This is a genomic window from Microbulbifer sp. ABM4_008 (assembly GCF_056311705.1).
The window spans coordinates 1,823,286-1,848,902 of the sequence record NZ_CM149970.1 but is presented as its reverse complement, the minus strand read 5'-3'; the positions used below and the strand labels follow the sequence as shown (position 1 = coordinate 1,848,902).

General features: G+C 49.3%; 19 protein-coding genes. 12 read left to right on the top strand and 7 right to left on the bottom strand.

The window, feature by feature from the left end; all coding sequences use genetic code 11:
• Positions 1-84 precede the first annotated feature (84 nt).
• Positions 85-534 carry a MarR family winged helix-turn-helix transcriptional regulator gene (locus ACYX4J_RS08090; RefSeq protein ID WP_476178315.1) on the top strand — a complete coding sequence of 150 codons (450 nt, stop codon included), beginning with the start codon at positions 85-87 and terminating at the stop codon, positions 532-534.
• Positions 535-539: 5 nt separating this feature from the next.
• Positions 540-1,286 (top strand): siderophore-interacting protein, encoded by a 747-nt coding sequence (locus ACYX4J_RS08085; RefSeq protein WP_476178314.1) that lies wholly within the window; start codon positions 540-542, stop codon positions 1,284-1,286.
• Positions 1,287-1,332: 46 nt separating this feature from the next.
• Here the strand turns inward: ACYX4J_RS08085 and ACYX4J_RS08080 are convergent, their stop codons facing one another.
• The gene (locus tag ACYX4J_RS08080; protein ID WP_476178313.1) at positions 1,333-1,884 is read right to left on the bottom strand and encodes a hypothetical protein; all 552 of its coding nucleotides are present in this window, start codon (positions 1,882-1,884) and stop codon (positions 1,333-1,335) included.
• 303 nt (positions 1,885-2,187) lie between these two features.
• Between ACYX4J_RS08080 and ACYX4J_RS08075 the strand changes: the two genes are divergently transcribed.
• The 8 genes from ACYX4J_RS08075 (at position 2,188) to ACYX4J_RS08040 (ending at position 13,905) form a co-directional block, all read left to right on the top strand.
• Positions 2,188-2,448, top strand: a complete 261-nt coding sequence (locus ACYX4J_RS08075; RefSeq protein ID WP_444907948.1) for a hypothetical protein — start codon at positions 2,188-2,190, stop codon at positions 2,446-2,448.
• Positions 2,449-2,938: 490 nt separating this feature from the next.
• Positions 2,939-4,477 carry a type I restriction-modification system subunit M gene (locus ACYX4J_RS08070; RefSeq protein WP_476178312.1) on the top strand — a complete coding sequence of 513 codons (1,539 nt, stop codon included), beginning with the start codon at positions 2,939-2,941 and terminating at the stop codon, positions 4,475-4,477.
• The gene (locus tag ACYX4J_RS08065; protein WP_476178311.1) at positions 4,467-5,723 is read left to right on the top strand and encodes a restriction endonuclease subunit S; all 1,257 of its coding nucleotides are present in this window, start codon (positions 4,467-4,469) and stop codon (positions 5,721-5,723) included. Before ACYX4J_RS08070 ends, ACYX4J_RS08065 begins: the two co-directional genes overlap by 11 nt.
• Positions 5,720-6,421, top strand: coding sequence for a UPF0149 family protein (locus tag ACYX4J_RS08060; protein ID WP_476178310.1), 702 nt, complete (start codon positions 5,720-5,722; stop codon positions 6,419-6,421). Before ACYX4J_RS08065 ends, ACYX4J_RS08060 begins: the two co-directional genes overlap by 4 nt.
• Before the next feature lie 178 nt (positions 6,422-6,599).
• A complete protein-coding gene (locus tag ACYX4J_RS08055; protein WP_476178309.1) occupies positions 6,600-8,396 on the top strand; it encodes an anti-phage dCTP deaminase in 1,797 nt (598 codons plus the stop codon).
• A 64-nt stretch (positions 8,397-8,460) separates the two neighbouring features.
• The gene (locus ACYX4J_RS08050) at positions 8,461-11,757 is read left to right on the top strand and encodes a type I restriction endonuclease subunit R (RefSeq protein WP_476178308.1); all 3,297 of its coding nucleotides are present in this window, start codon (positions 8,461-8,463) and stop codon (positions 11,755-11,757) included.
• 7 nt (positions 11,758-11,764) lie between these two features.
• Positions 11,765-12,559 (top strand): M48 family metallopeptidase, encoded by a 795-nt coding sequence (locus tag ACYX4J_RS08045; RefSeq protein ID WP_476178307.1) that lies wholly within the window; start codon positions 11,765-11,767, stop codon positions 12,557-12,559.
• A 41-nt stretch (positions 12,560-12,600) separates the two neighbouring features.
• Complete coding sequence (locus ACYX4J_RS08040) at positions 12,601-13,905, top strand: patatin-like phospholipase family protein (RefSeq protein WP_476178306.1); 1,305 nt, start codon at positions 12,601-12,603, stop codon at positions 13,903-13,905.
• A 44-nt stretch (positions 13,906-13,949) separates the two neighbouring features.
• Here ACYX4J_RS08040 and ACYX4J_RS08035 read toward each other — a convergent pair whose 3' ends face one another.
• Positions 13,950-15,629: an NAD-dependent malic enzyme gene (locus ACYX4J_RS08035; protein ID WP_444959659.1), complete on the bottom strand. Its 1,680-nt coding sequence runs from the start codon at positions 15,627-15,629 to the stop codon at positions 13,950-13,952.
• A gap of 282 nt (positions 15,630-15,911) precedes the next feature.
• On the opposite strand from ACYX4J_RS08035, the gene ACYX4J_RS08030 reads away from it, so the two are divergent.
• Positions 15,912-17,879, top strand: coding sequence for a DUF3604 domain-containing protein (locus ACYX4J_RS08030; RefSeq protein WP_476178305.1), 1,968 nt, complete (start codon positions 15,912-15,914; stop codon positions 17,877-17,879).
• A gap of 299 nt (positions 17,880-18,178) precedes the next feature.
• On the opposite strand, the gene ACYX4J_RS08025 is transcribed toward ACYX4J_RS08030, so the two are convergent.
• Positions 18,179-18,628, bottom strand: coding sequence for a GyrI-like domain-containing protein (locus tag ACYX4J_RS08025; protein ID WP_444914109.1), 450 nt, complete (start codon positions 18,626-18,628; stop codon positions 18,179-18,181).
• A 104-nt stretch (positions 18,629-18,732) separates the two neighbouring features.
• Positions 18,733-19,686: a helix-turn-helix transcriptional regulator gene (locus ACYX4J_RS08020; RefSeq protein ID WP_476178304.1), complete on the bottom strand. Its 954-nt coding sequence runs from the start codon at positions 19,684-19,686 to the stop codon at positions 18,733-18,735.
• Positions 19,687-20,733: 1,047 nt separating this feature from the next.
• Between ACYX4J_RS08020 and ACYX4J_RS08015 the strand changes: the two genes are divergently transcribed.
• Positions 20,734-21,069 (top strand): hypothetical protein, encoded by a 336-nt coding sequence (locus ACYX4J_RS08015; RefSeq protein ID WP_413662424.1) that lies wholly within the window; start codon positions 20,734-20,736, stop codon positions 21,067-21,069.
• Between the two features lie 99 nt (positions 21,070-21,168).
• Here the strand turns inward: ACYX4J_RS08015 and ACYX4J_RS08010 are convergent, their stop codons facing one another.
• The 3 genes from ACYX4J_RS08010 to ACYX4J_RS08000 all read right to left on the bottom strand — a co-directional run bounded on the left by ACYX4J_RS08010 (position 21,169) and on the right by ACYX4J_RS08000 (position 25,524).
• Positions 21,169-22,752, bottom strand: coding sequence for a bifunctional AfsR/SARP family transcriptional regulator/alpha/beta hydrolase (locus tag ACYX4J_RS08010; protein WP_476178303.1), 1,584 nt, complete (start codon positions 22,750-22,752; stop codon positions 21,169-21,171).
• A gap of 656 nt (positions 22,753-23,408) precedes the next feature.
• Positions 23,409-24,110 (bottom strand): YopT-type cysteine protease domain-containing protein, encoded by a 702-nt coding sequence (locus ACYX4J_RS08005; RefSeq protein WP_444907936.1) that lies wholly within the window; start codon positions 24,108-24,110, stop codon positions 23,409-23,411.
• Between the two features lie 775 nt (positions 24,111-24,885).
• Complete coding sequence (locus ACYX4J_RS08000) at positions 24,886-25,524, bottom strand: LysE family translocator (RefSeq protein ID WP_444907935.1); 639 nt, start codon at positions 25,522-25,524, stop codon at positions 24,886-24,888.
• Between the last annotated feature and the right edge of the window lie 93 nt (positions 25,525-25,617).

The following is a 25,617-nucleotide window of genomic DNA, read 5'->3' as shown; positions in this document are numbered from 1 at the left end:
TCCAGCCTCTCTCCATCTATGTTTAGTTGACAGAGTCAACCAACATCAATAAAGTTGACACTATCAACCAGTTAGCATGGCGCCATGAAAGATACCGCAATCAATGAATCCCTCCACCAGCTTATTCACGCCTACAAACGGCGTTTGCGAGCTGGTATACAGGAGCAGAAAATTGGCTTGCCGGTGAGCCATATACGGGTACTCAAAGGTGTCTTCAAATTTCCTTTGAGTACTGCCCGGTCAATTGCCCAGCGGATGAATTTGGACAAAGCCCAAGTAACACGAGTGCTAAACGACCTGGTGCACTCAGGGCTAATCGAAAAGACCGACAACCCCAATGATCGGCGCAGCCAGTTTTTGACACTAACTACAGACGGAATAAGCACGCTGGAAAAAGTGAGCGGACAAGAAGCTGAAGTGGCCAGGCAAATGACTCGCAACTTGAGTACTGAAGAGCTAGAAAACTTCGCCCGCATTGCCAGCGTTATGGTCGCCAATATGAAAGAGCACTCCACCCCTGACGAAAGGAGCTAAACCCTATGGCCGAGAAAGTTACTAGAGAATTGGTCGTTATTCGCAGGACACAAATTACTGAAAATATGCTGCGCATCACCCTCGGTGGCGATGATCTAAAAACTCTCGCCCCCAACCAGGAAAGCGCCTATATCAAATTTCTGTTTCCACAAGCTGGAAGCGAGCGTCCGCTATTGCGAAGCTATACCATCAGACACCAGCGTGAAACTGAAATTGATATCGACTTCGCCCTGCATGAACACGAAGGGCCCGCTCTAAGCTGGGCACTTAAAACACAGCCTGGCGATACGATTTTAACCCGAGGCCCCGGCCCCAAAAAAATGACCAATCCCGAAGCAGACTGGTTTTTACTATTGGGGGACATGACTGCACTGCCAGCCATCAGCGTAAACCTTGCGGAGCTACCCAAGGATGCAAAGGGGTACGCATTAATTGAGGTCTCCAGTGAAGCTGATATTCAGGAGCTGGAACACCCAGAGAACCTGCAAATCCAATGGATTATCAATCCGGCTCCATCCGGCGAGAAACTCCTGGAAAAATTACAGGCACTAACCTGGCTCGATGGACAGGCCTCCGTATGGGCCGCCTGTGAATTCGACAGCATGCGCAGCCTACGGCAATTCTTTAAGCAGGAAAGAGTAATCCCCAAAACCCATATTTATATCTCCAGCTACTGGAAAATCGGGCAGTCGGACGAAGGCCACAAACTCGCCAAGCGTATGGACAATGAAAAGATGGAAGGACAGGGATAACTTATAGATAGGCGGGAAGAGAAAGCCTTCTGATTATAGGCTTTCCCTACTCAACAGAAACAGGCCTATCTAACCGGTACCAATAATTAGACAAAAAACCCCGGGCATCGGGCTTAGAAATCTGCCCGATAATTTCCGGGGCACCCGGCCTACAGCGCCATTCATACATAGAGGCACGGCCAGCCACTACCGCAGGAACGGTCCCGGAACTTTGATTATCTTTGCAATAGGAAAGCATGGCACCACTCGGCTCCCGACTGGTGTCAGCTTTCTCATCACAGGGGAGATTAGCCCCAACAAAGCAGGCATAGACACTTCCATCCATACATCGCCAATAGGTCCCCCTCGCGATCCAATCTTCGGGTGCCCCTGCACCGAGATTGGCCGCTCTTCTGATACCATCAACGATTTCCTCTGGCATAGCTTGTCCGGCAAAGCGCTGAACTGGGTTGTCATCATTTACCACCACTGCACAGTAGTCGAAAGGACTAGTGAGAACGCTTACCTCTCCCACTTTTTTATCTTCAGAGTTAGCGTAATTTATTGCAGCAAAGAAGAATACAAAACCCAAAACTGCTGCACCCAAGTTTTTCTGCATAAACACTCTCCTTTAATAAAAACAAGCCTATCATCGAGCTGAAAATTCAATACAACTTAAATATCAAAGGCATCGACTTTAGTTTGATCAAGCCTAACCCCAAAGACCGAACAAAAAATGGTTACACACAATGTACTTTTTCAAACTGACAGTAAAAAACAACTACCATAAACCGGCGAATAAATCTAAAAGTGATACCCGAATAAATTTTAAAAATGAAAAATAGGGACGCCTAAAAAAAACAATCTAGAAAAAGGCAGAAAAACTGATATATTTCTTAAAAATTCGAACTGGAGACTCCCATTGAGCCAAGATCTGTCACCCTCTGCCAAAGGTGTACCCAACTTAGAATTGCCCCAATGGATTAATTGCCAAGAACGCTTGCCCGAACAGTCCGATGCGACCTCTCGCGGTTACGTCCGAGTTATATGGAAATCCACCAACAGCTCTAATGGTGTTATTACGCGCACCTGGGAAGTTGGCATGGACCACTATGAAAATGCCCACAATTATCTGGGCTGGATGCCTATCTCAATCATTGTTGAATCTACCGAAACCAATTAAAGCGAACAGTTCAGTTCTGACAGGTTTGAACTCTTCGACAGCAGCTATCTATTGATAGCTGCTGAGATTGAATAGCGCACCAGTAGCAGTTACAAATCCCTCACTCTAAAAAGGGGCAACCAGACAGGTCAGCCCCTCCAAACCAGATTGCATATCACTAATTGTCCTCACTTATCACTGAACAATAAACAACCAACCCGATTCCCCTAAAGAAACAAGCGGTCCCCAACCCTTGACGCCACCCGGCAGCTGAATCACCATCCCCAACATTTAGCGCAACCCGGGTTTGGCCCGGTCTCATCTGGGAAGCTCTCGCACCATCGGGCAACCGCTTCCAGATCGGGCCCGACCAGCGAGCCACCCAAACAGATAGCAGCGTAAAACCGGGTAACAACGCCCGAGACAACACCTGTAGCAATGCCAGCACAAACCGAATTCGACTGGGCCCCAGCCAGCGCCCCAGCAGTACACAAAGGACAAGAAGCACCCCATGAGCAGCAATAGCGCCGCCGAACAGATCAGCCAGGACAGCATCAACAAGGCCCTGTGGAATGCCTGCGACACCTTTCGCGGCACCATCAGCGCCGATACCTACAAAGACTTTATCCTCACCATGCTGTTCCTCAAGTACATCTCCGATGTGTGGCAGGACCACTACGAGGAGTATGTGGAAACCTACGGCAACGAGCCGGAGCTGATCGAAGAGATGATGAAGAGCGAGCGCTTTGTACTGCCGCAGAGTGCCAGCTTCTACACCCTGTACGAGCACCGCCACGAGCCCGGCAATGGCGAGCGTATCGATCAGGCCCTGCACGCCATCGAAGAGGCCAACGGCACCAAGCTCAAGGACGCCGGCAAGAGCGTGTTCCAGGATATCTCCTTCAATACCGATAAGCTGGGCGAGGAAAAGCAGAAGAACACCATCTTGCGCCACCTGTTGGAAGACTTCGCCAAAACCGAGCTGAACCTGCGCCCCAGCCGCGTGGGTAACCTGGATGTGATCGGCAACGGCTACGAATACCTGATCAAGAACTTCGCCGCCAGCGGCGGCCAGAAGGCCGGCGAGTTCTACACCCCACCGGAAGTATCCGAGCTGATCGCCGAACTGCTCGACCCCCGCCCCGGCGACCGCATCTGCGATCCTACCTGCGGCTCCGCCTCCCTGCTGATGAAGTGCGGGCGCAAGGTGCGGGAACACCACGACAGCAAGCAGTACGAGCTCTACGGCCAGGAAGCTATCGGCTCCACCTGGTCCCTGGCCAAGATGAATATGTTCCTGCACGGCGAGGACAACCACAAAATCGAATGGGGCGATACCATTCGCAACCCCAAGCTCCTGGACAAAAACGGCCACCTGGACCTGTTCGATATCGTCACCGCCAACCCGCCCTTCTCCCTGGACAAATGGGGCCACGACGAAGCCGGCAACGACCCCTTCGGCCGCTTTCATCGCGGTGTACCGCCGAAAACCAAAGGGGACTACGCCTTTATCCTGCATATGATCGAAACCCTCAATCCCAAGAGCGGGCGCATGGGCGTGGTGGTGCCCCACGGCGTGCTGTTCCGGGGCTCTGCTGAGGGCAAGATCCGCAAGCAGCTGATCGAGGAGAACCTGCTCGACGCGGTGATCGGCCTGCCGGAAAAACTCTTCTACGGCACCGGCATCCCCGCCGCCATCCTGATCTTCGCCCGCGACAAGCAGGACGACAGCGTGATGTTTATCGACGCCTCGCGGGAATTTAAAGCGGGCAAAAACCAGAACCTGCTTACCCAGGACAATATCGACAAGGTAGTGGCCACCTACCGCCAGGGCACCGATCTGGACAAATACGCCTATGTGGCCAGCCTCAAGGAAATTCAGGATAACGACTACAACCTGAATATCCCCCGCTATGTGGATACCTTTGAAGAGGAGGAAGAGATCGACCTGCTGGCCGTGCGCGCCGAGCGACAGCAGCTTAAGGCTCAATTAAGCGAGCTGGAAGGGGAAATGGAGCAGTATTTGCAGGAGTTGGGTTATGGTGCCTAAGGGGTGGAAGATCACCAATCTCGGTGAGGTTTGTAGCGGAAATTTACAAACAGGTCCATTTGGAAGCCAATTACACTCTCATGAGTACTTAAATTCGGGAGTTCCGGTATTAATGCCTAAGGATCTCACCGAGTGCCGAGCGAACATAGAAAGTGCTGCAAAAATATCGAACTCAAAAGCTGCGGCTCTGCAAAAACATCTTCTAAGAAAAGGAGACCTCTTATTTAGTCGTAGAGGCGATGTTACAAAATTTGCACTTATTGATAAGTTATCAGAAGGTTCGATCTGCGGAACAGGCTGTTTAAAAGCAAGGCCGAGCGAAAATCACTCGCCAGCTTTTTTATCCTATTTTTTACAAAAAGAAGCGGTAAAAAAATGGCTTGAAAAAAATTCTGTTGGGCAAACCATGCCCAATATGAATACCCAAATCCTTAATGAGCTTCCACTAGTAATAGCCTCATCAAGGCAAGAGGAAGACAAGATCGCCCAAATCCTATCCACCTGGGATAAGGCCATCGACACCAGCGAAAAACTGCTCGCCAACAGCCACCAGCAGAAAAAGGCCCTGATGCAGCAATTGCTGACCGGCAAAAAGCGCCTAAAAAGCAATACGATTTCTTTCAAGAAGACTCGATATGGCGAAATACCTGAAGACTGGAACTACCCAGCCATAAAAGAGATTGCTATTCAACTCTCGGAAAAAAACAACAAAAATTACAACTATCCAGTTTTATCTTGCTCAAAGCATACGGGCTTTGTGGACTCTTTAAAATACTTTAAGAAAAAAGTATATAGTGATGACACCTCTGGATACCGAATCATTCCTCGGAATTGCTTTGGGTTTCCGTCCAATCATATTGAAGAGGGCTCTATCGGCCTTCAAAAATTGTACGATTTTGGAATTGTCAGCCCAATCTATGTTGTCTTTGATATTGATAGGGCCAAGGTGAATGGCGACTACCTTATCGCAATTCTAAAAACTGAACATTATCGTCAAATATTCTGTGCAGCAACAAATGCATCTGTAGATCGTAGAGGTAGCCTGCGTTGGAAGGAATTTAGTGCGATTCACGTTCCTTTACCGCCACTAGAGGAACAACATTCCATCGCATCTGTTCTAGCAAACGCCGATCGGGAAATCGAAACTCTGCAACAAAAACTCGACTGCCTAAAGCAGGAGAAAAAAGCCCTGATGCAGCAGCTGCTCACCGGCAAGCGCCGGGTCCAAGTGGAGAATGCCCAATGACATTTAGCGAAACCGTCGATCTCGATGCGCCCATCAGTGAAGCCGATCTGGATTATATAGACGAAGTACTACACAAGTACGGCAACGACGACTCGATACTGGATATCTGCGAGCTGGACGGCTTTCTCACCGCCCTGGTCTCCGGCCCGGAAATGATTCCCCCCAGCCGCTGGTTCTCCGCCCTCTGGGGCGGCCCCGGCAACGAGCCGGAGTGGGAGTCCGAGGAAGAGATGCAGCGCTTTATGGCGCTGCTGTTCCACCTGATGAACAGCAATGCCATGATGCTGGTGGAAACACCGGAAGAATTCCAGGCCTTATTTAACCTCTTTGAGAAAGAAGGCGAAGCCCCGGTTACCATCCCCGAGGAGTGGTGCTTCGGCTATATGCGCGCCGTCGACCTGGGCCAATGGCCCAGCCTGCCAGCAGAACTGGTTACCCATCTGCAAGCCATCGCCCTGCACGGCAGCGAGGAATACATCGATCAATTGAACACCCTCACAGCCGCCGAACACCAGCAAACCGTCACCCAAATAGAACCCGCCGCCCGCGCCCTGCACCGCCACTGGCTGCAACAACGCGCCCCGGAACTCTCAACCAGCCCCCATCACACCAAGCCCAAAGCCGACCCAAAAACCGGCCGCAACGACCCCTGCCCCTGCGGCAGCGGTAAAAAATTTAAACGCTGCTGTTTGCATTAGCTCGCTAAAGACTGAAATTGAACAAAGGTACTTGCATTTACCGATCATTCGGTACAATTTGGGGGAAAGTACAAAAGGCGTACTGTCTGAGTATAAGAAACAAGCCCCGCCCCAATAACTGCCAGCGGGCATAAAGCGGCGATGCCAAATAAATTCTAATCATTATCAAGGACGATCAATGAGTACTAAATTCACTGGATCTTTTGAAGAACTAAAACAAAAATTGTCCACTTTAGAGGGAGAGTGGGATGAGTCTCAACCCAATAAAAAAGTGTTCCGTCTCGGGCGTGGCTTGCTCAACTGGTATGTAACCACTGGTACTCTGCAATTCCAGGGTAAAGGCGCTGATAAAAGCCAACTCGAAAATAGAGTACCCATATTACTCTACCCTAATGAAGCACAGCCAGAACCTAAAACAGAGGAAACTACTGTTTCCGAGCTTACACTTGAACCCACGACTGATTCCTCAGCCCCACCCCATAACACAGAAACCAGTACACAGCCTGACCTTGAATACCGCTTCCTAACATCTGGAATCAATGAGGGGGAGTTAGTAATTGGCGTTGTCAGCGCAGTAGGAACCGAAACCAAGCGTGTTGTAGATCCACTGAAAGACCGCTTAGTAGGTTTCGGCTATAACGTAAGTGAAATCAGAGTCTCTTCAATTTTGCCTCCGGCCGACAGCGCAGATAACGAGTATGAGCGAATTCAGCACTTTATATCGGCAGGGGACGCTTTAAGAGAGCGGGCCAACAACAATGCCATACTCGCGGCAGGTGTCGCCAAAGAAATAGCCAACAATCGCTGCTCAGAAAACCAAAAGCGGGCATATATTGTCAATTCCCTCAAGCATCCACGAGAAGTAGAGCTTCTTAGGAAAATCTATGCAGATGGTTTTTACCTTATTGGCATTCATGCCGATGAAAAACGTCGCCGCAACTACCTGACCGAAGACAAGAGTTGCAATCAGGCCCAGGCTGAAGAACTTATTAAAACTGATGAAAATGAGACTATCGACCACGGCCAAAAAACCAGGGACACCTACCACCTGGCCGATTTTTTCCTAAACCTTGGCAACAATAATGATCAGGTAAAAAATAGGCTTCAACGTTTCCTTGAGCTTATTTTCTCCCACCCCTATAAAAACCCAACTTTTGATGAGTTTGCCATGTTTATGGCTTTTAACAGCTCTGTGCGCTCTGGGGATTTGTCCAGACAGGTCGGGGCCGTGATCAGTCGCGAAGAGCAGATTATCGCCACCGGCGCCAATGATGCACCAAAATCAGGAGGCGGTCTCTACTGGGCAAAAGAAGATCCAGAAACAGGAGAAATTAGTGATCACCCGGACGGGAAGGACTACAAAAGAGACGGCGATTCCAATAAAAAAGCACAGGCTGAAATCATCGGGGACATCATTGACGCACTAGCTAACCAGGAACTGGTGAATCCTGAGAGGCAAAAAGACCTCGAAAAGATTCTGAAGGACAGTAAGATTTCTGACTTAACAGAATTTGGCCGAGTGGTACATGCCGAGATGGACGCCTTGCTTTCCTGTAGTCGCTCCGGTATTTCAACGATAGGCTCAACACTTTATTGCACAACTTTTCCTTGCCACAATTGCGCAAAACATATTGTTGCAAGTGGTGTGAAACGAGTAGTTTATGTGGAGCCCTACCCCAAAAGCCGAGCCCTTGATTTCCACTCGGAATCCATTCAACTGAAGTCGGAGTTCGATGCGTCGAGTGAAGAAAATCACCTTGTCACTTTTGAACCATTTATTGGTATCGGACCTCGCCGCTTTCTCGATTTATTCTCTATGAATTTGGGTGCCGGCTCTAAACTGCGTAGAAAAGATAAAGAGGGATCTACCATCGAATGGAGCAAAAAGTCTGCTCCGATTCGTACCCCACTAGTGCCGAAATCCTATGTTGAAATAGAGAAGGCCGCTGTGGCAATTTGGGATAATCACACTTAAAACGTCAAACCGAATTACTAACTGAATACGAAATAAGCTTTAGCAAAGATATGAGAGTCACTGGATGATGCAGTCTCCCCCCAGGTTTCAGGAAGAATACTCCGCAAAGATCCCCGCCCTGGCCCTGTTGTGCAATCTGGGCTGGTCGTTTTTACCCCCCGCCGAGGCCAACCAAGCCCGCAGTGGGCGCCAGGACCAGGTAGTGCTCACGGAGATACTGCGCCGGGAGCTGGGCAAACGGACCTTCCATTTCGCCGGTAAGGAGCAGCCACTCTCACAAAAATCCATCGACCACCTGATTGGCATCGTATGCAGCCCTGCGCTGAACAAAGGGCTGCTTGCAGCCAATGAAGAGTTATACAACCACCTGCTCTACGGCATTTCGGTGACCGAATTTGTCGATGGCAAAAAAGCCACCCCCACCATTGCCCTGATCGACTGGCACACCATCGAAAACAATCACTTTGCCTTTACCGAGGAATTCAGCGTAACCCGTGCCAGCGGCGTAGAGACCCGCCGCCCGGATATGGTGTGTTTCGTCAACGGTATTCCCCTGGTAGTGATCGAGGCCAAGCGCCCGGATGGCAAGAAGGGCCCCTCTATCGACGAGGGTATCTCCCAGAGTCTGCGCAACCAGCGCCACGATGAAATCCCGCAACTCTTCGCCTACAGCCAATTATTATTGTCAGTCAACGGCGCCGAGGGCCGCTACGGCACCTGTAATACGCCGGCAAAATTCTGGGCGGCCTGGCGCGAGGAAGATACCTCCGATGGGGAAATGCTGGCGATCAAAAACCGTCCCCTTTCCAGCGAACAAATCCAAACTCTGTTTAAACAGCGCTCCCCATCAGATCTGGACTGGTACCAGACCCTGATCGCCGGCGGCGAGCTGGCCCTGGGCGGCCAGGATCGGTTGCTAATCAGCTTGCTATCGCCCCAGCGGCTGCTGGAGATGGTCCGCTACTTCACCCTGTTCGATAAAAAGGCCGGCAAAATCGTTGCCCGGTATCAGCAGGTATTCGGCATCAAACGGCTATTGGAGCGCATTGCCCAACGCGGCAATGACGGCGCGCGGGAGGGCGGTGTGATCTGGCATACCACCGGCTCCGGCAAATCCTTCACCATGGTGTTTTTAAGCAAGGCGCTGATCTTCCAGCCGAGTCTCAAACAGAGCCGCCTGGTTATTGTCACCGACCGGGTGGATCTGGAGCGCCAGCTCAGCAATACCTTTGCCAGCGGTGGCGAACTGGCGGGCAAGAAAGACAAGGAAGCGGCCATGGCCACTTCCGGCAAGCGTTTGGCCCAGCAGATTGGCAGCGGCAATGAGCGGATTTTCTTCTCGCTGGTGCAAAAATTTACCGGCGCCACTGCCCTGCCGGAATGCCGCAACGACAGTGCCGACTTGATTGTGCTGATCGACGAGGGCCACCGCAGCCAGGGCGGCGAAAACCATATTCGTATGCGCCAAGCCCTGCCCAATGCCGCCTTTGTGGCCTTTACCGGCACGCCCCTACTGAAAGACGACAAGACCACCAATAAATTTGGCCCCATTGTCCACGCCTATACCATGCAGCGCGCGGTGGAGGATCGCACCGTAACCCCACTGCTGTACGAAGAGCGTATCCCTGACCTGAATGTTAACGAGCGCGCAATTGACCGCTGGTTTGAGCGCATTACGGTGGGGTTAAGTGAGGAGCAGCAGGCGGATTTAAAACGCAAGTTTGCCCGCAAAGGGGAGATTTACACCGCCGACGACCGCATTCGACTGATTGCTACCGATATCGCCACCCACTTTGTTAAAAACATCGACGCGGGCTTAAAAGGCCAGCTGGCCTGCGATAGCAAAGCCACTGCCATCCAATATAAAAAGTACCTGGATGAGGCCCAACAGCACTGGCCAGAAGCACAGAAATTTGAATCGGCGGTAGTGATCAGTGCACCGGATACCCGCGAGGGCAACGAAGCGGTGGATGAGTCCTCCATGCCGGAGGTGGTGAAGTGGTGGAAGGACAATGTGGGCTCGCAAAATGAGCAACACTACACCCAGGGAGTGATTGAGCGCTTCGATAAAGACGATACCCTGAAACTGCTGATTGTAGTGGACAAGCTGCTAACCGGATTCGATGAGCCCAAAAATACGGTGCTGTATATCGATAAACCACTCAAGGAACACAACCTGATCCAGGCGATCGCCCGGGTCAACCGGCTGCACCCGGATAAAAAGTTCGGCCTGCTAATCGATTACCGGGGCATCCTGGCAGAGCTGGATACCACCCTGCAGAAATACCAGGATCTGGCCGCGCGCACCCAGGGCGGTTACGACATCGACGATATCGCCGGGCTTTATAGCCCCATGAGCAGCGAGTACAAGCGCCTGCCCCTGCTGTATAAAAATCTTTGGGGCATTTTCGCCGGCGTAAAAAACAAGCAGGACACCGAGCAACTGCGCCAAGTAATAGTTCCAAAAATTGAACAGCGCAACGGTGAGCTAGTCGATGTGAACCTAAAAGTGCGCGAGGACTTCTACGAGGCACTCACCCACTTCACCACCTGCCTGAAAGTAGCCCTGCAATCGGCCACCTTTTTCGAAGATAAAAGCTTTAGCGATAGTGACCGCAAGCACTACAAACAGACAATTAAAGAGTTCGCCAAACTACGCCAGTGGGCGCTACAGCAAACCGAAAAGTCTGTGGACTACGACCACTACGCGGCCCAGGTTAAAAACCTGTTGGATAAGCATGTGGTGGGGGTAGAAATCTTACAGCCCGAAGGCAAATACGAAGTCAATAAAATGGGCAAGGCGGAGCGGCCTGAAGATTGGGGGGAGGACAAAACCCGCAACGAAACCGACATTATCAAAACCCGCGTGACCCGCATGATCGAGCAGGAGTTGCGCGACGATCCCTACGCCCAGGAAGCCTTCTCCAAATTACTGCTACAGGCGATTGAGGAGGCGGAAAAACTGTTCGATCACCCACACAAGCAGTACTTACTGTTCGAAGCGCTGGAAGCCCAGGTAAAAGCCCGCAACCTGGATGAAATTCCCAATGCCTTTGCCGATAATCGCCACGCCCAGGCCTACTTTGGTGTATTCAAGAAAAACCTGCCGGAGGTTTTCGCAGTAGGCGATAGCCAGGTACAGGATAAGTGGATCAAGCTGGCTTTCGAGGTGGATACGGCTGTGAACCAGGCCGTAATGGAACACTCCATCAACCCGGAAAATATCGAGTCAGAGATCAAAAAAAAGCTGACACCCAAATTATTTATGGAGTGTAAATCCATCGGCAGTGGTATGGATCAAACCAGGAAAATGGTGGAGATGATCCTACAGATCACCCGCGTTGGTTTAAGCGGAGACTAATCCCGGCATGAATGTGCCTATTACTTCCCCCCCAAATAACCCCAACTCCCGGCAACTGAGCTTTGCCTATGGGGATGAGCGCATTACTTTTGAATGCCAGCCCCGCTCCCAGGCCAAAGGGCGAGTGCTGATCAAAGTGCACCCAGACTGCCGTGTGGTGGTCAGCGCACCCGAACCTTTCGATAACGATGCCGTATTAAAAGCGGTAAAAAAGCGAGGGCGCTGGATTTACCAACAGCTGCGGGATTTCCGCAAGGCGCTGGAATATATAACGCCACGGCAATATATCAGTGGCGAGAGCCACTACTATCTGGGCAGGCAATACCTGCTAAAAGTCATTGAGTCAGAAGACACCCAGCAGCAGGTCAAATTATTGCGCGGCAAGCTGGAAGTTTCCGTGCGTAAAAAAGATCCCGAGACTGTGCGCCTGCTATTGGCCGAATGGTATAAGGCGCGCGCCAAAGAAGTTTTTCACCGCCGCCTGGACGCGCTGCTGGAGCAAACCTTGTGGGTCTCCGGGCGCCCGCCCCTGCGTACCCTGAGTATGAAAACCCAGTGGGGCAGCTGCTCGCCACAAGGGCGTATTACCCTCAACCCCCACCTGGTAAAAGCGCCGCGCCAGTGCATCGACTATGTCATTTTGCACGAGCTCTGCCATATCGCCGAACACAACCACAGCGAGCGATTTTACCGTTTAATGAATCAAGTGATGCCCAAGTGGGAAGGCACGAAAAACAAACTGGATGCTATGGCGAATTTGATTCTGGGTGATACCCTGGCTTTTTCACCAACCTGCACATAAGTTATCTAAAGTAGATCGCTGTCACACTACGGAAAGCCGACATGCAAAAATCGCCATGGGTTGAAAACGCCATCGCAAAAGCGGATGCACACTGGCAGGCATCCAAGTCCACCATTGAAGGAAAAGTATTCAGTGATGTACAGGACAACCAGGGCCTTCAGTATGTCGATATCGTGATGGAAGGTGGCGGTATGCTGGGGATCGCCCTGGTGGGATATACCTACATTCTGGAAAAGGCGGGAATTCGGTTTCGCAAAATTGCTGGAACCTCAGCGGGTGCCATCAATGCGCTCTTCTTGGCAGCGGCCGGTACACCGAGCACTGGCAAGAGCGAAAAGCTCTTGGGTATCCTCGCCAATGCCGACTTTGCCAGTTTTGAAGATGGCGAGCGCTATGCCCGCAATACGGTACAGCGCCTGCTCAAGGGCAAAGGCTTGATAAGTAGTTTGGCATTGCACCCCTTCGATTCTATCCGCACCTTGCGGCACCTGCTCAGACATAAGGGGCTGAATCCGGGAGATACCTTTACCCAGTGGTTACAAACGGAGTTGAAACAGCTGGGCATTACCAACACCGCACAGCTCAACCAGAGAATTAACCAGTTCCCACAGCTTCTGTACCGCGGCACACCAGATCACTTGATAGGTAGCGGCGAGGTTGCCCTGGTGGCAGCGGATATCACTACAGAGACCCGCGCAGTATTTCCAGCCAAGGCGCCGCTCTACTTCGATAATCCGAGCGCAGTAAACCCTGCGGAGTTCGTGCGTGCCTCCATGTCGGTACCCGGTTTCTTTAAGCCCTACACCGTAAAGGGCATCCCCCAATTAAGTGAGTGCAATACTGTCGCCGAGAATTGGCGCAGCATTAAAGGCATCGGTGATCCCAAACGTTTTTTCCGCGCTGGCTTTCCCAAAGATATTGAATTTGTCGACGGCGGCCTTGTCTCCAACTTCCCTTTCGATATCTTCCATAAACCCATAGGCACCCCCAAATTGCCAACATTTGGGATCAAGTTGGAAGTGGACCTGTACCAGCCAAAATCAGATAAGGTAGGAAGGTTTGCGATGGGGCTGATCAGCACTTGTCGCAATATGCTCGACAACCATGTGCGCGCGAGCTTGAACGCTGAATACCATGCGCTGGTAAAAGAAATCCCCATCAACCCCACCGATACCGGAGAAAACCCGCACTGGCTGGATTTTTCCATGCCGGACCACCACTGCGAACACCTGTTCTTATCTGGCGTCAATGCAGCAATTGAGTTTTTGAATCAGGGATTCCACTGGGAGGATTACTTGGTGTTGCGCCAGCCGGACTCTTTCTATACCGGAGAAAAGCTGGCTTAAATGCAGGCCCGATGCGATAGTCGCAACGGGCCCAGCGCTCTTATTTAGAAAGAGCGACGACGATAAGAGCGGTAATCTGCACGCCAGAAGTTACGCTCTAGCAAACGCTCTAAATGCTCACGGCTCACCTTGGGCGCAACGCCATCCAATTGCGCCTGGGCAGCCACTGCCCTGGCAATATGCATGCTCACTTCGCGAATATCATTCAGGTGTGGCAATAAGGCACCCTCGCCATCTTTCACCACCGGCGCCTGCTCTGCCAGGGCGTTGGATGCTGCCATCAACATACTGTCAGTCACTTTCGAAGCACCGGAAGCAATCACGCCGAGGCCAATGCCCGGGAATATGTAGACATTGTTACACTGCGCTACCGCATAGTGATGACCATCGATTTCTACCGCTGCAAAGGGGCTGCCGGTAGCTACCAAAGCCTCGCCCTTGGTCCAGCTGAATATCTCAGTTGGAGTCGCTTCAGCTCGGGAAGTGGGGTTTGACAGTGGCATCACCAAAGGACGGCGGTGCCCCTTGTGTAAAGCTTCGATTACTGGCTGGGTAAACAGACCACCCTGCCCGGAAACACCAATCAGGATGCTGGGCTCAACATTGCCGATCAGCGTCTCAAGATTCCAGCTGGACACTCCCTCGTACTTACTCGGGTCCTGGGCCAGAGCTGCCTGGAAGTCGTGTAGACCTTTCATATCGGAAGTCACAAGCCCGTAGCGATCGAACATAAAGATCTGTTCACGAGCCTCGGCATCGGATAGACCGGCCTGCACTTTCGCACTGACGATTTGCTCGGCAATACCACACCCTGCTGAACCAGCACCCACTATCGTCACCTTCTGCGCGGCGAGGGTTTCTTGCCAGGTCTTACAGGCAGCCAGGATAGTACCCAGTGCTACAGAAGCCGTGCCCTGGATATCATCATTAAAACAGCACAGGCGGTCGCGATAGCGCTCTAACAACGGCGTGGCATTGGTTTGGGCAAAATCCTCAAACTGAACCAATACCTTGGGCCAGCGACGCTTTACCGCTTCAATAAATTGCTCCAGGAATTCATCGTACTCTTCCTGGGAAATCCGCTCATGGCGCCACCCCATATACATGGGATCATTCAGCAAAGTGCGGTTATTGGTGCCAACATCCAAGGTGACAGGCAAGGTATAAGCCGGGCTGATACCGCCACAGGCGGTATACAGGGAGAGCTTGCCAATAGGGATACCCATGCCGCCGATACCCTGGTCACCCAACCCGAGTATCCGTTCGCCATCGGTCACCACAATGACTTTGACGTTCTCTTTAGTGGCGCTGCGCAGAATATCATCGATATATTCCCGGTCCGGATAGGAGACAAATAATCCCCGGTGGTTGCGATAAATACTGGAAAACTCTTCACAAGCTGCACCTACAGTTGGGGTGTAGATAATCGGCAGCATCTCTTCCGTATGATGTTCGATCAGATAGAAGAACAACGTCTCGTTGTCGTCCTGGATTCCCCTCAGGTAGATATGTTTTTCCAAGCCAGTCTTACACTGCTGGAATTGGAGGTAAGCGCGCTTGGCCTGCTCCTCAATCGTCTCAACGGTATTCGGCAGAAGACCGACCAAATTAAATTCGAGACGCTCTTCCAAGCTAAATGCGCTGCCTTTATTGAGCAGTGGTATTTCCAGTAGGGAGGGGCCTGCGTGGGGGATGTAAAGTGGACGCTTTTCGTTGTTACTCATATGCCTGCTTTTGCCTATCGCCCGAAGCGATGATTATTGCGTAGCCATATTTCAATATGACTGAATTAGCCAACCATGTTCTTGAAGTTGCATAAATGTGCTAACTCAACTGGAGCCGAAGACTATCTATTGTGCCGATAGATAACAAGGCCCCCAGTGTGGCCCAATTCGCGAATAAACAGAGTCGCTCAACTATGCTAGCTGTAATTTATCTTCTCTTCGCAACGAATTCTTTTACGTTAAAAAGCGATCCGACACATTCAGGAAATGGAGCCGCCATCGATGCACAAGAGCAAAGCTGGATTAACCCTGCTCCTCTTTATTCTTGTACTCAGCCTTTATAGTTGCAGTAAAAAGTCCAACGGAGATAAAAATACAAATTCAAACACCCGACAGACTGAGGGCGCCACTCCAGAAAAACAACGGCCGCTCACGGCGATGACACCGGAGATAGAGGCGGAGCTGGAAGCTCAACGGGACAACGAAAAACGCATCGCTCGCAATGTCTATTTTGGCGATACACATGTCCATACTGGCTGGTCGGTAGATGCGGGGTTGGATGGCGCAATTCTTACTCCCGATGACGCCTATCGATTTGCCCTGGGAGAAACTGTTACCTCCAACAGCGGACTGAAAGCCAAGCTCAGCCGCCCTTACGACTGGTTCATGATCACCGATCATTCAGACGGTATGGGAGTTATCAGCGAGATCGTCGATGGCAATCCGGAAATGATGTCCAATGCCACCTTGAAAAAATGGCACGAGGCATTAATTTCAGGCAGCAAAGAAGCGACCAATGAAGCAAAAAGTGAAGTCATCGTGCTTCAATCAGAAGGCAAACTGCCTGAGCAGGTAATGGATCCCAAGTGGATGAAATCCGCCTGGGAAAAAACCGTTGAAGCCGCAGAGAAGTATTACAAACCCGGAGAGTTTTCTACCTTTATCGCCTTTGAATGGACAGTTAACGCCGATGGTGGCGACAACCTGCACCGCAATATTATTTTTCGTGATGGCGCAGACCGCACTAAGACCCTGCTCCCCCTAACTACCTTTGATACCGAGAACCCGGTAAAACTCTGGGAGTGGATGAAAGCCTACGAAGACAAAACCGGTGGCCGGGTGCTCGCCATCCCCCACAACGGCAATATGTCTAATGGCCGTATGTTTATCGAGCGGCAGTTTGATGGCTCCGAACTCACTCCGGAGTGGGCACAAATGCGCGCCCGTTATGAACCCCTTTATGAGCTGGTACAGGTAAAGGGACAAAGTGAGTCCCACCCTGCCCTCTCCCCGGAAGATGAATTTGCCAACTGGGATCTGTGGGATAGAGGCAACCTGATCTTAAAGCCCAAGCCCCCCGGTGCCCTGCAATACGAGTACTGGAGGGAGGCACTGAAGTCTGGCCTTCGCCTGGAGGAGAAGCTGGGCACCAACCCTTTCGTGCTAGGCGCAAACGCAGCTACCGACACCCATACCGGGCTTTCGACACCGGACCAGGACAACTTCTTTGGCAAGTTCAAGACCCTGGAACCCAGCAACAAGGAGCGCTGGGCGTTTCCCCTGCTCAAGGGGGTTGGTGGAGAGTACTTCGGCTGGGAACAAGCTGCCTCAGGCGTTACGGGAGTCTGGGCCAACGAGAATACCCGGGAGGCAATATGGGATGCGATGTACCGCAAAGAGACTTTCGCCACCACAGGCCCCCGGATCTCAGTTCGCTTCTTTGGAGGCTATGACTATAACGATGGGGATATTCACGGTGATCTGGTCGCCAATGGCTATAAAAAAGGCGTACCAATGGGCGGGAAACTACCTCAAGCCAGTGAGGGACAGGTACCGACATTCCTTATCGCAGCACTGAAAGACCCTGAGGGCGCCAACCTGGACCGTATCCAAATCATCAAGGGTTGGCTGGATAGCAGCGGACTCGCCCGGGAAAAGATCTTTAATGTGAAATGGTCTGGAAGCCGTAAGCTGGATACCGAGGGAAAACTATCCCCAGTTGGGACTACTGTGGATATGAAGACGGCGGAATACACCAACTCCATCGGCTCCCCTCAGCTAATCGCGGTATTCAAAGATCCCGACTTTAACCCCAAGGAAAGAGCCGTCTACTACCTGCGCGCCCTGGAGATACCCACACCCCGATGGACTTTATTTGACAAGGTACGCTTCGGTATTGAAATGGATGAAAAAGTACCCCTTACCCAGCAGGGGCGAGCATTCAGCTCGCCAATTTGGTATTCACCCTAGAGTTAAGGAGCCTCTGAATAACTCCGTGATACCTCTGGCTTTCAGAGCGGTTCACAATCAAGGCGCGGCTTCGCAGGAATGTCTAGACCTTTCAAGAAGTCGCAACGCGGAGTGTGAATCGCTCTGCAAGCCCCGAAGGGCGGGCCTTGAAGGCCGCACCTGCTGCGTTGCAGCTCTTGTAAAGGGCTACGGCCATTCGCGGCGAGCTGCGCCTAACATCTGCAGCCTTCAAGACTCGCAGAGGCATTACGGAGTTATTCAGAGGCTCCTTAAATAGCCCGTATATATACGCGGTTCAACTACTTGATGGATATGGCTATCTGGACCTCGTTTCCATCCACATACTGCTCAAAATCTGTGGTGAAAGCTCGCTGATGGGGGCAATCCTCCACAGCGAAATAACTCCAAACCTCGCCCCACAAATCAATTGCGACCTGAGGCATTTCCCCTTTGGCTGAAAACATCAGGTATTTGCCGGGCAGTATTTGAATCGACTTGAAATCCTCAGACATATCCTTCGACAACATATCTGAACATGCATAGACATCAAAAAAACCGTTATGGTCAGATTCGTAGTTGGAGTAAACACCAAATACCTTAGGGTTGCCCCTTAATTTAGGGGCCGCCTCTGCGCCGAAGCGTTCCCACATTGGCGTTATCTTTGCTGTTTTTGGGTCAGACTCATTGGCGTTCTTAGTGCGGGTATAAAAACCCACTAATTCCAGGCCTTCTAATTCTCTAACTTCCATTTCTATGGACCAATTATTTAGTTATTCGTAGAGTGCCGAATACTATAACAGCTCTCCGGGAACTGGCCAGGCGCATACGGTCACAAGAAATCACAAGTACCTTTTCAAGCTGACTTTACGGATTTCTGCCTTACCTCTGAAGGGGGGTACCCATACATCGATTTATAAAGCTGGGTAAAATAAGATTGACTTGAGAATCCGCTCTCCAGAGCTATATCGACTAAACGCTTATTGGTAGTCTTCAACTGAATATCAGCATGTTGTAACCTACGTTCGTTAATCCAAGCCTTTGGTGACTCAGCTTTAAAGACTTGGCCAAACTTATTCTTGAATGATGTGAGACTCATCCCAATCTGTTTAGCATAATTTGCTACAGACCAGTGCTGAGTAGCATTTTCCTCCATAAATCGACGGAAACGCTCGTTCACCGGATTAACCTGCCGAAGCAGCTCGTCAGCTAAGCGACAACCGCAAGCACCCTTCAGCTTTAAGAGAAGTAATTCTTCCAGCTTTAAATAGTTCAAACTCTCGTCATTTAACTTGCTAAATGCACTCAGTGAATCCAAAGTAAAGCGCGTGAGATCACACTCTGGAAAAACAAAAGGCCCGCTTTTGGGGAGCGTTGTCACGCTGGACGCAAGGGCATTCTTTGCTTTAATCAGTACGCGAGTGTGTCGCTCATAAAATCGTGTCAGCATGACCGGGCTGATACTCGCACAGATGATTATTAGGTCTTCTCCCTCAGACAAATTATCAACTGTAGCATGGCTCATTTCACTCGATAGCCAGATCTCCCCCGGAGCCATAGGGAATTCGCAAGCATCACTATTGATATTAGCAACACCTGAGATCACCATTGTCAGATTAAAATCTGAAGAAAACCCAATTGAAACATTTCCATTTGGAGAAACAAGTATCTTTTGAAACCGAAACAAGTCACCTAAATACTGACTTTCAAATAAGACATTTTGCCTTATGTGAGTGTCCAAATCCTTTTGGCGAGGGGCAATCATGGAATTCACCACTAAATTTACTTCTTCTGTATCTTTACGCTTCACCTGGCTCAGCTGAAGCCAAGCTCCAATCACGACACTTTTGTTTCCACTGTGCCCAGGGAGCACTCATCAAGAGATCCGTGCACGGGGTGCGTGGTCACCAAGGGGGAGACAAAGCCGCTTTCGAGTTCAGTCATTAAAACTCACAATCGTTGAATTGAGCGTTTGAAGAATCATTTGAAATGCGGATACAGTGAAACTATTTGCAGGACCAAAGTGCCAACCTCTTTAGGAAGGGCAACTTTATTAGCCAGGATAAGGGGAAGGTCTCATAAATTAACCTATAAACAGGAACATACAATCCTGCACTACTTAGCGGGCCCTTCCAAAATTCAATTATTCTTCATGCGCGACAAAGCAAGTAGACACCCCAATGCACCCTTTACATTTATTTACACTACCTTAAACGGAACAAGAGGAGTCTCTGAGAGTGAGGGATTGTGAGGTTTAAGCATCGCCTATTCTATTAGAAATAGTGTCACCATATGAAAATTACTGACTTAAAAACCCTAAGTATTCATTAGCAGCCCGGTGGTAATGAGAGACCTCAGGTATTTGGCAAAAGATATCTAAAACAGGCCCCATAACCATCTACTGGCTTTGTAAATTATGGAAAACCCAAACAATTTGCCTGATTAAGCCCCTCACTCTGGTGTAATCACCCAAAAACCGCTAGGTAATCACAAAGATACTGCCGGGTAATGCAGCTGTTAACTTAACTACCTTTAAACTTAATAAACATTTGATTTGTACCAGGTATGATTTTTTTCTAAAATGTGAGAAGATAGCTTTTAACAATATCCCTCGGCTCGTCATGACGGACTCTGCACCAAATAGGTGCCATGGAACCAAGTGGAATATTTATTGATAAATTGAGAGAAGTTTTATATATAAACTATGCAAGCGGATAAGGTCATACCCATACTTAACTTCTATTTTTCAATTATAGATTAGTATTTATTAAGATCTTTTCTGTTAACTCTTTAATTTGCCAGTATTAGTAATCAGCAAAACACCCTAAACCAATAAACTCTTAAGCCTTTGAGATTTATGTCAACTAGTTACTCTAAAGAATTAAATCGGCTTGCCCAACTTATGTGGGAGCAAGAAGCGGAGTTGGAGCTTAAGCCCCAGGAAGAGAAAGAAGCAGCCCCTGAAAAGTCCTCAGTCAACAACGCTCCTAATGACGTTTTTTGGGGCAAATGGAAAGGGCGATATATCGTGGTAATGCGCTATATATCTGGTAGAACAACCTCCAATGTTAAGCTCCCCAATATATATGCCGATGAGGCCGATGCCCGCTCTGCCGCCCTCGATATCATTCGAAAATTTCCAGAAGCATCTATTCGCTATCTTTCAGCTAAAGAACTGGCTGTTTACCTATAGCCAACCCTTAAGAGCTTTAGTTGTTGGTTTTTGAGCAGGGTGGCTGCACTGCAGAACCGCCCTCCCTCATATTATTTTTATAGGTCACACTATCGGCGATTAATGCTTTGATATAAATTGACGAACTTCCTCCACAAATACATTGGAGGCAGGCTCACGCCCCAGGAGTAAGTGACCGTCGCTATTGAGACCAACAAATCGAGCGCCAGGTATAGCAGAAGCAATTTCACAGCCCGTTTGAACAGGAATACGCTGGTCCCCTAGTGAATGGATCACTAAAGTGGGCACATTAATCTCTTTGAGCTTGTCCCGCACATCAATACTGCCAAAAACCGATAGGAAGCGAACAGCATTTTCCGGCGAAGTAGTCAGCCGCTGAAACTCATTAAACCACTCTAATTCGCTGGCATTCGCGCTTGGCATAAATGTCGTGGAAAAAATCTGCCGATAAGCAGGGTTATCCTGCCCCCAGCCCGTCGCTGTCAGGGTCATTACTGCTTCACGCTCTTTTATCGTGGCCTCACTGGCACCTATTCGCCAACCTGCGTGATAACCCCCAAACAAAATCAGCTGCCTAACACGCTCTGGGTGTCTTACTGCATATTCAATAGATACTGCCGCTCCTTGCGATATACCTAGCAAAGTAAAGTTATCAACTTCACAGGCATCGACAACTGTCTCAAGGTCTGTAACAAACGACTCAAAAGAGATATTTTCAACTTCCCAATCCGACAGGCCATTCCCACGCTCATCGTAACGAATAAACTGGTGGTCGACAGAAAGCTCCCGAAACAATGGACTCCATATGGGAGAGTCCCAGTCATGCTCTAAATGACTCAACCAGTTTGCGGCTTTAACTATAGGAAGCCCCTCTCCCATCTTGGCATAGGCAATACGCACACCATCGCTGGCCGTACAAAACTCAACCTTCTGTTGAGTTAGCAGTTTACGCCCCGTAGCTAAATCATCACCGGATTTCTGAACTACCGACTCACCAAGCCTGCAGGGCGACCATGTAATGCCTGCTTTGCGGAATCGGTCAGCAAGCCTTGTCCGTTCGAACTCCACTTCACTACTCAATCCCAATGAGCTCAACAAATGAAGTAACTGCGTTGCAGCGTTTGGGTTAAAGGGCTCCAATGCCACCCAGCTGCGGGCCCAAGTTAACTGGTCCGGTATAGGAACGCCCGGGTGAGAGGACAAGCGGGACAGCACCCTCCCTTGCAATTGAACAATCTCTTGACGTTCAGACAGCAACCACCGTTGAAATAGCTCTTGATCGGGCAGATCGATCCCATCCAGGAAAGGCTCCTGCAGCTGTCGACGGATATCTTCCAGCTCTGCTGCCAAAACGCCGGGGGAATCAAGCTTAAGTGCTATTTCGGCAACATCAATACAAATGCCTTCCGTATCCAAGCTGACACGCTCTCTATCAGCAATGAGGCGCTCTATTTCTGGGTCGTTGACAATGGATCGAATTTTACTCAAAGACCAGCGCAGGGAGGCACGCGGATCATCGGGCAGCTCCCAAAATATCTCACATAAGCGATCTCTCCTGTGAGGTCTCGCAGCCAACAGTAAGAAAGCCAAAAGTGCTCGAGTTTTTCTTGAAGGTGGTAGATTAACTGGGCTGCCATCTCGGGAGACCAGCAGGTCGCCCAGCATTTGGATTGAGATTCCCATTGATAAGTTATTAACCCCTGAAATGTAAGGTACTAGCAGTTCTCAGAGAAAGGCGCCGGTGATTTTCTCAAGGATAATTGTTAGCTGCAAACACCGCTCGCGAAAGATGTGAAACCCTCTGCCAAAACCCCTTATTCCGAGTCGCTTGGCAATGACAGTATAAACGCCGCTGTGAGGCTTATCCCTACCCCAAAAAGCGTACTCCGCTAGGTTTCTTTGAGGGCCTAGACTGAAATTGAAAGATTGGTCTAATCCGATAGCCTCTTCAAGAGATACTGAGAACGCCAAAAATAGACCCAAGAAAAGGGCTGAATACACCTGAGCCAGGCGAACATATCATCGGCAATTATAAAAAAATAAAAAGTATTGAGAGGCCAAGTGACCATATTGAAAGTGAGTTAAAAACCTATTTTTACAAACTCAAAACCATGTCACCGCAAGCCTTATAATTCAGGCCAATAGTCGGAGCTTTGACTCACAAAGGCCCTTCAAGGTTTATACTAAGACACGCCCGAAAAACGGAAGGTCAAAATAAAAACTGTATAAGCCTAAAGTAGAAGGGAGAGCGGCTCCTCTAGGTTTACAACCCGTAGACACCCTACCCAACTACCCAAAGTGCTCTTCAAATGCGCAAGCGCTAACTCACAAACCCTAATTTATCTGTCGCTATGCACAAAGATATCAAACCCCAAAGCCCTTGAAGTTCTATACAATCTAGAATCACTGTGATAATGCTCATACCACTTTCTAAATTGTGCATATTTCAGAAACTTAAACTCACCCTTATTGGGGTCAAAAAAGTAGCTTACCTTATCCGCAGATGGCTCAATGCGAAATGCCATCGCATGCCCCCACCCAGTACCTGCAGTTCTCAACATACAGTGGATGGTATTAGACTGCTGCTTGAAGCAATCTTTGGATTCAAGAGCATCAAAAGACGCAGCAAACTGATCTTTCAACGAAGGACTTTTCTTCTTCTGTGCAATACCGCTACCCGCCTGCCCAATATTGCGAAACCCCTGAGATTCCAAATATTGTTTAGTCTCCTTAATCATCTCAAAAGATGTGCTAGGCCTACCCTCAGTTCCATTTGCAAACTTAAATCGATACATAGAGGCAAATCTCTGAGCGACCACGGCTATTTTTGTATCATCAATACTGCCACCGGTAGTTAACGCATCCTGAAGCCCCGACTGAAGGGCTTTACTGACCCAGCTAACTGACAGAGCCTCACAAATCCCACCCTTGGTATGCGGATGCTTTTTGGTAATTTTTGAATAGCTTCCCTGACTGAACTTCCAGGTTAACTGCCCACCGTAATTGGACGCACTTGCATCACTATTCAGTAAACTTGGCATTTTTTATCCTCACATCACAACCGAATATTCGGCTTTATTTATATTATCCGGGCTTTATGCAAGCAATGTGCAAATTTAGTGATTAATTATTATTAGAAAAAATATCACCCGAACATTTCCTTTAAAAACCACGACAAAATTCAAAGAATGCACCTCAACCGATCAACTCATCACAAGAAAGTGACAAACAAAACACTGAGGTATCACCCACCTTTAAGAGAACCTTAAAATTAAAACGCAGCTTAGCAATGACTATATTAGTTTGAATGGTCGAAAATATAACGTTTTCAACATGCTATATTTTTACAGACTACAAGTCCACGACAAGCGATCAATGTCGCCATCAGGCAAAACAACCACAAAATAATTACTGTTATTTAAAATTCACTATAGGCAACAAGGTATTTCGGTTTACTTAAGGGGCCTCTGAATAGAGACTGGTTTTAAATATACTTATCAGTACAGCAATTTGACTAAACACCCAGTTAATTTTAAATCAACACATTGATTTAATTACCCTCGGTAAACAGGCACCAATCCGTACCTTTCGCTACACCGCATAACGTACTCAAAAGAGACATAAACAAACGATCAGAAGTAAGAATCAATGAACTTGGATCAAAAAGGCTAAAGAGCCACTACATCGTGGCTCTTTTTTGTCTCGGAGGGATATTGCTACTGTTGTGCTCCATACCCGCCAGGGGAAGTTTTAACCTAGGGCGGAAGGAGTAAATACTGGAAGCTCTGGAAGCAACATCAGTTACACGAGAGAATCTTAAGTATCCTGGCGAACCACTAAACTGCCAAAACCAATCAATAGGCCACCACTAAAACGCTGAACCCATCTTTGCATATTCCCACCAATGGAAGCCACTTTCCACTTCGACAACATAGTCGCAAGTGCCAGAAACCACAGGAATATTATTGATGCATGAAGTGAGACCAGCAGGAAAGCCTCATAGTAACTAGAGCTGCCAACTGAGATAAACTGCGGAAAGGCCGCGAGATAAAACATCGATACCTTGGGGTTAAGAATCTGGGTTAGAAAGCCCTCACCAAAATTTCGATACGAGCTCCCAGGAGCTGCTGTAATTGGTGACAATTCATCCCCGGTATCCTTCACGGACGATTTTGACAGCGTGGCTAATATCGTTTTCACACCCAAATAAACCAGGTAGGCAGCCCCAAGATATTTGATAATTGTATAAACCTCAGACGACTGCAATATAATCGCCGACAAGCCCAAAATTGAAATGGCACCATGGGCAAATGTTGCTGAAACCAGCCCAAAAATATTCTCTACTCCCGGCCTCAGCCCCCTACTAGCTACTGTTTTAAGAATCAGGACGCTGTTCGGCCCTGGTGAAATAACCAACAAAAGAGAGATTGCAGCAAATGCGAGGATTTCACTCATAACAATAAACACCTTAAAGAAAGCCAGTGGATAAGGGGTACATCTAAGGGGTATATCTAAGGAGGTCTCCGAGCCAAGGGTTGGCTTGGACTA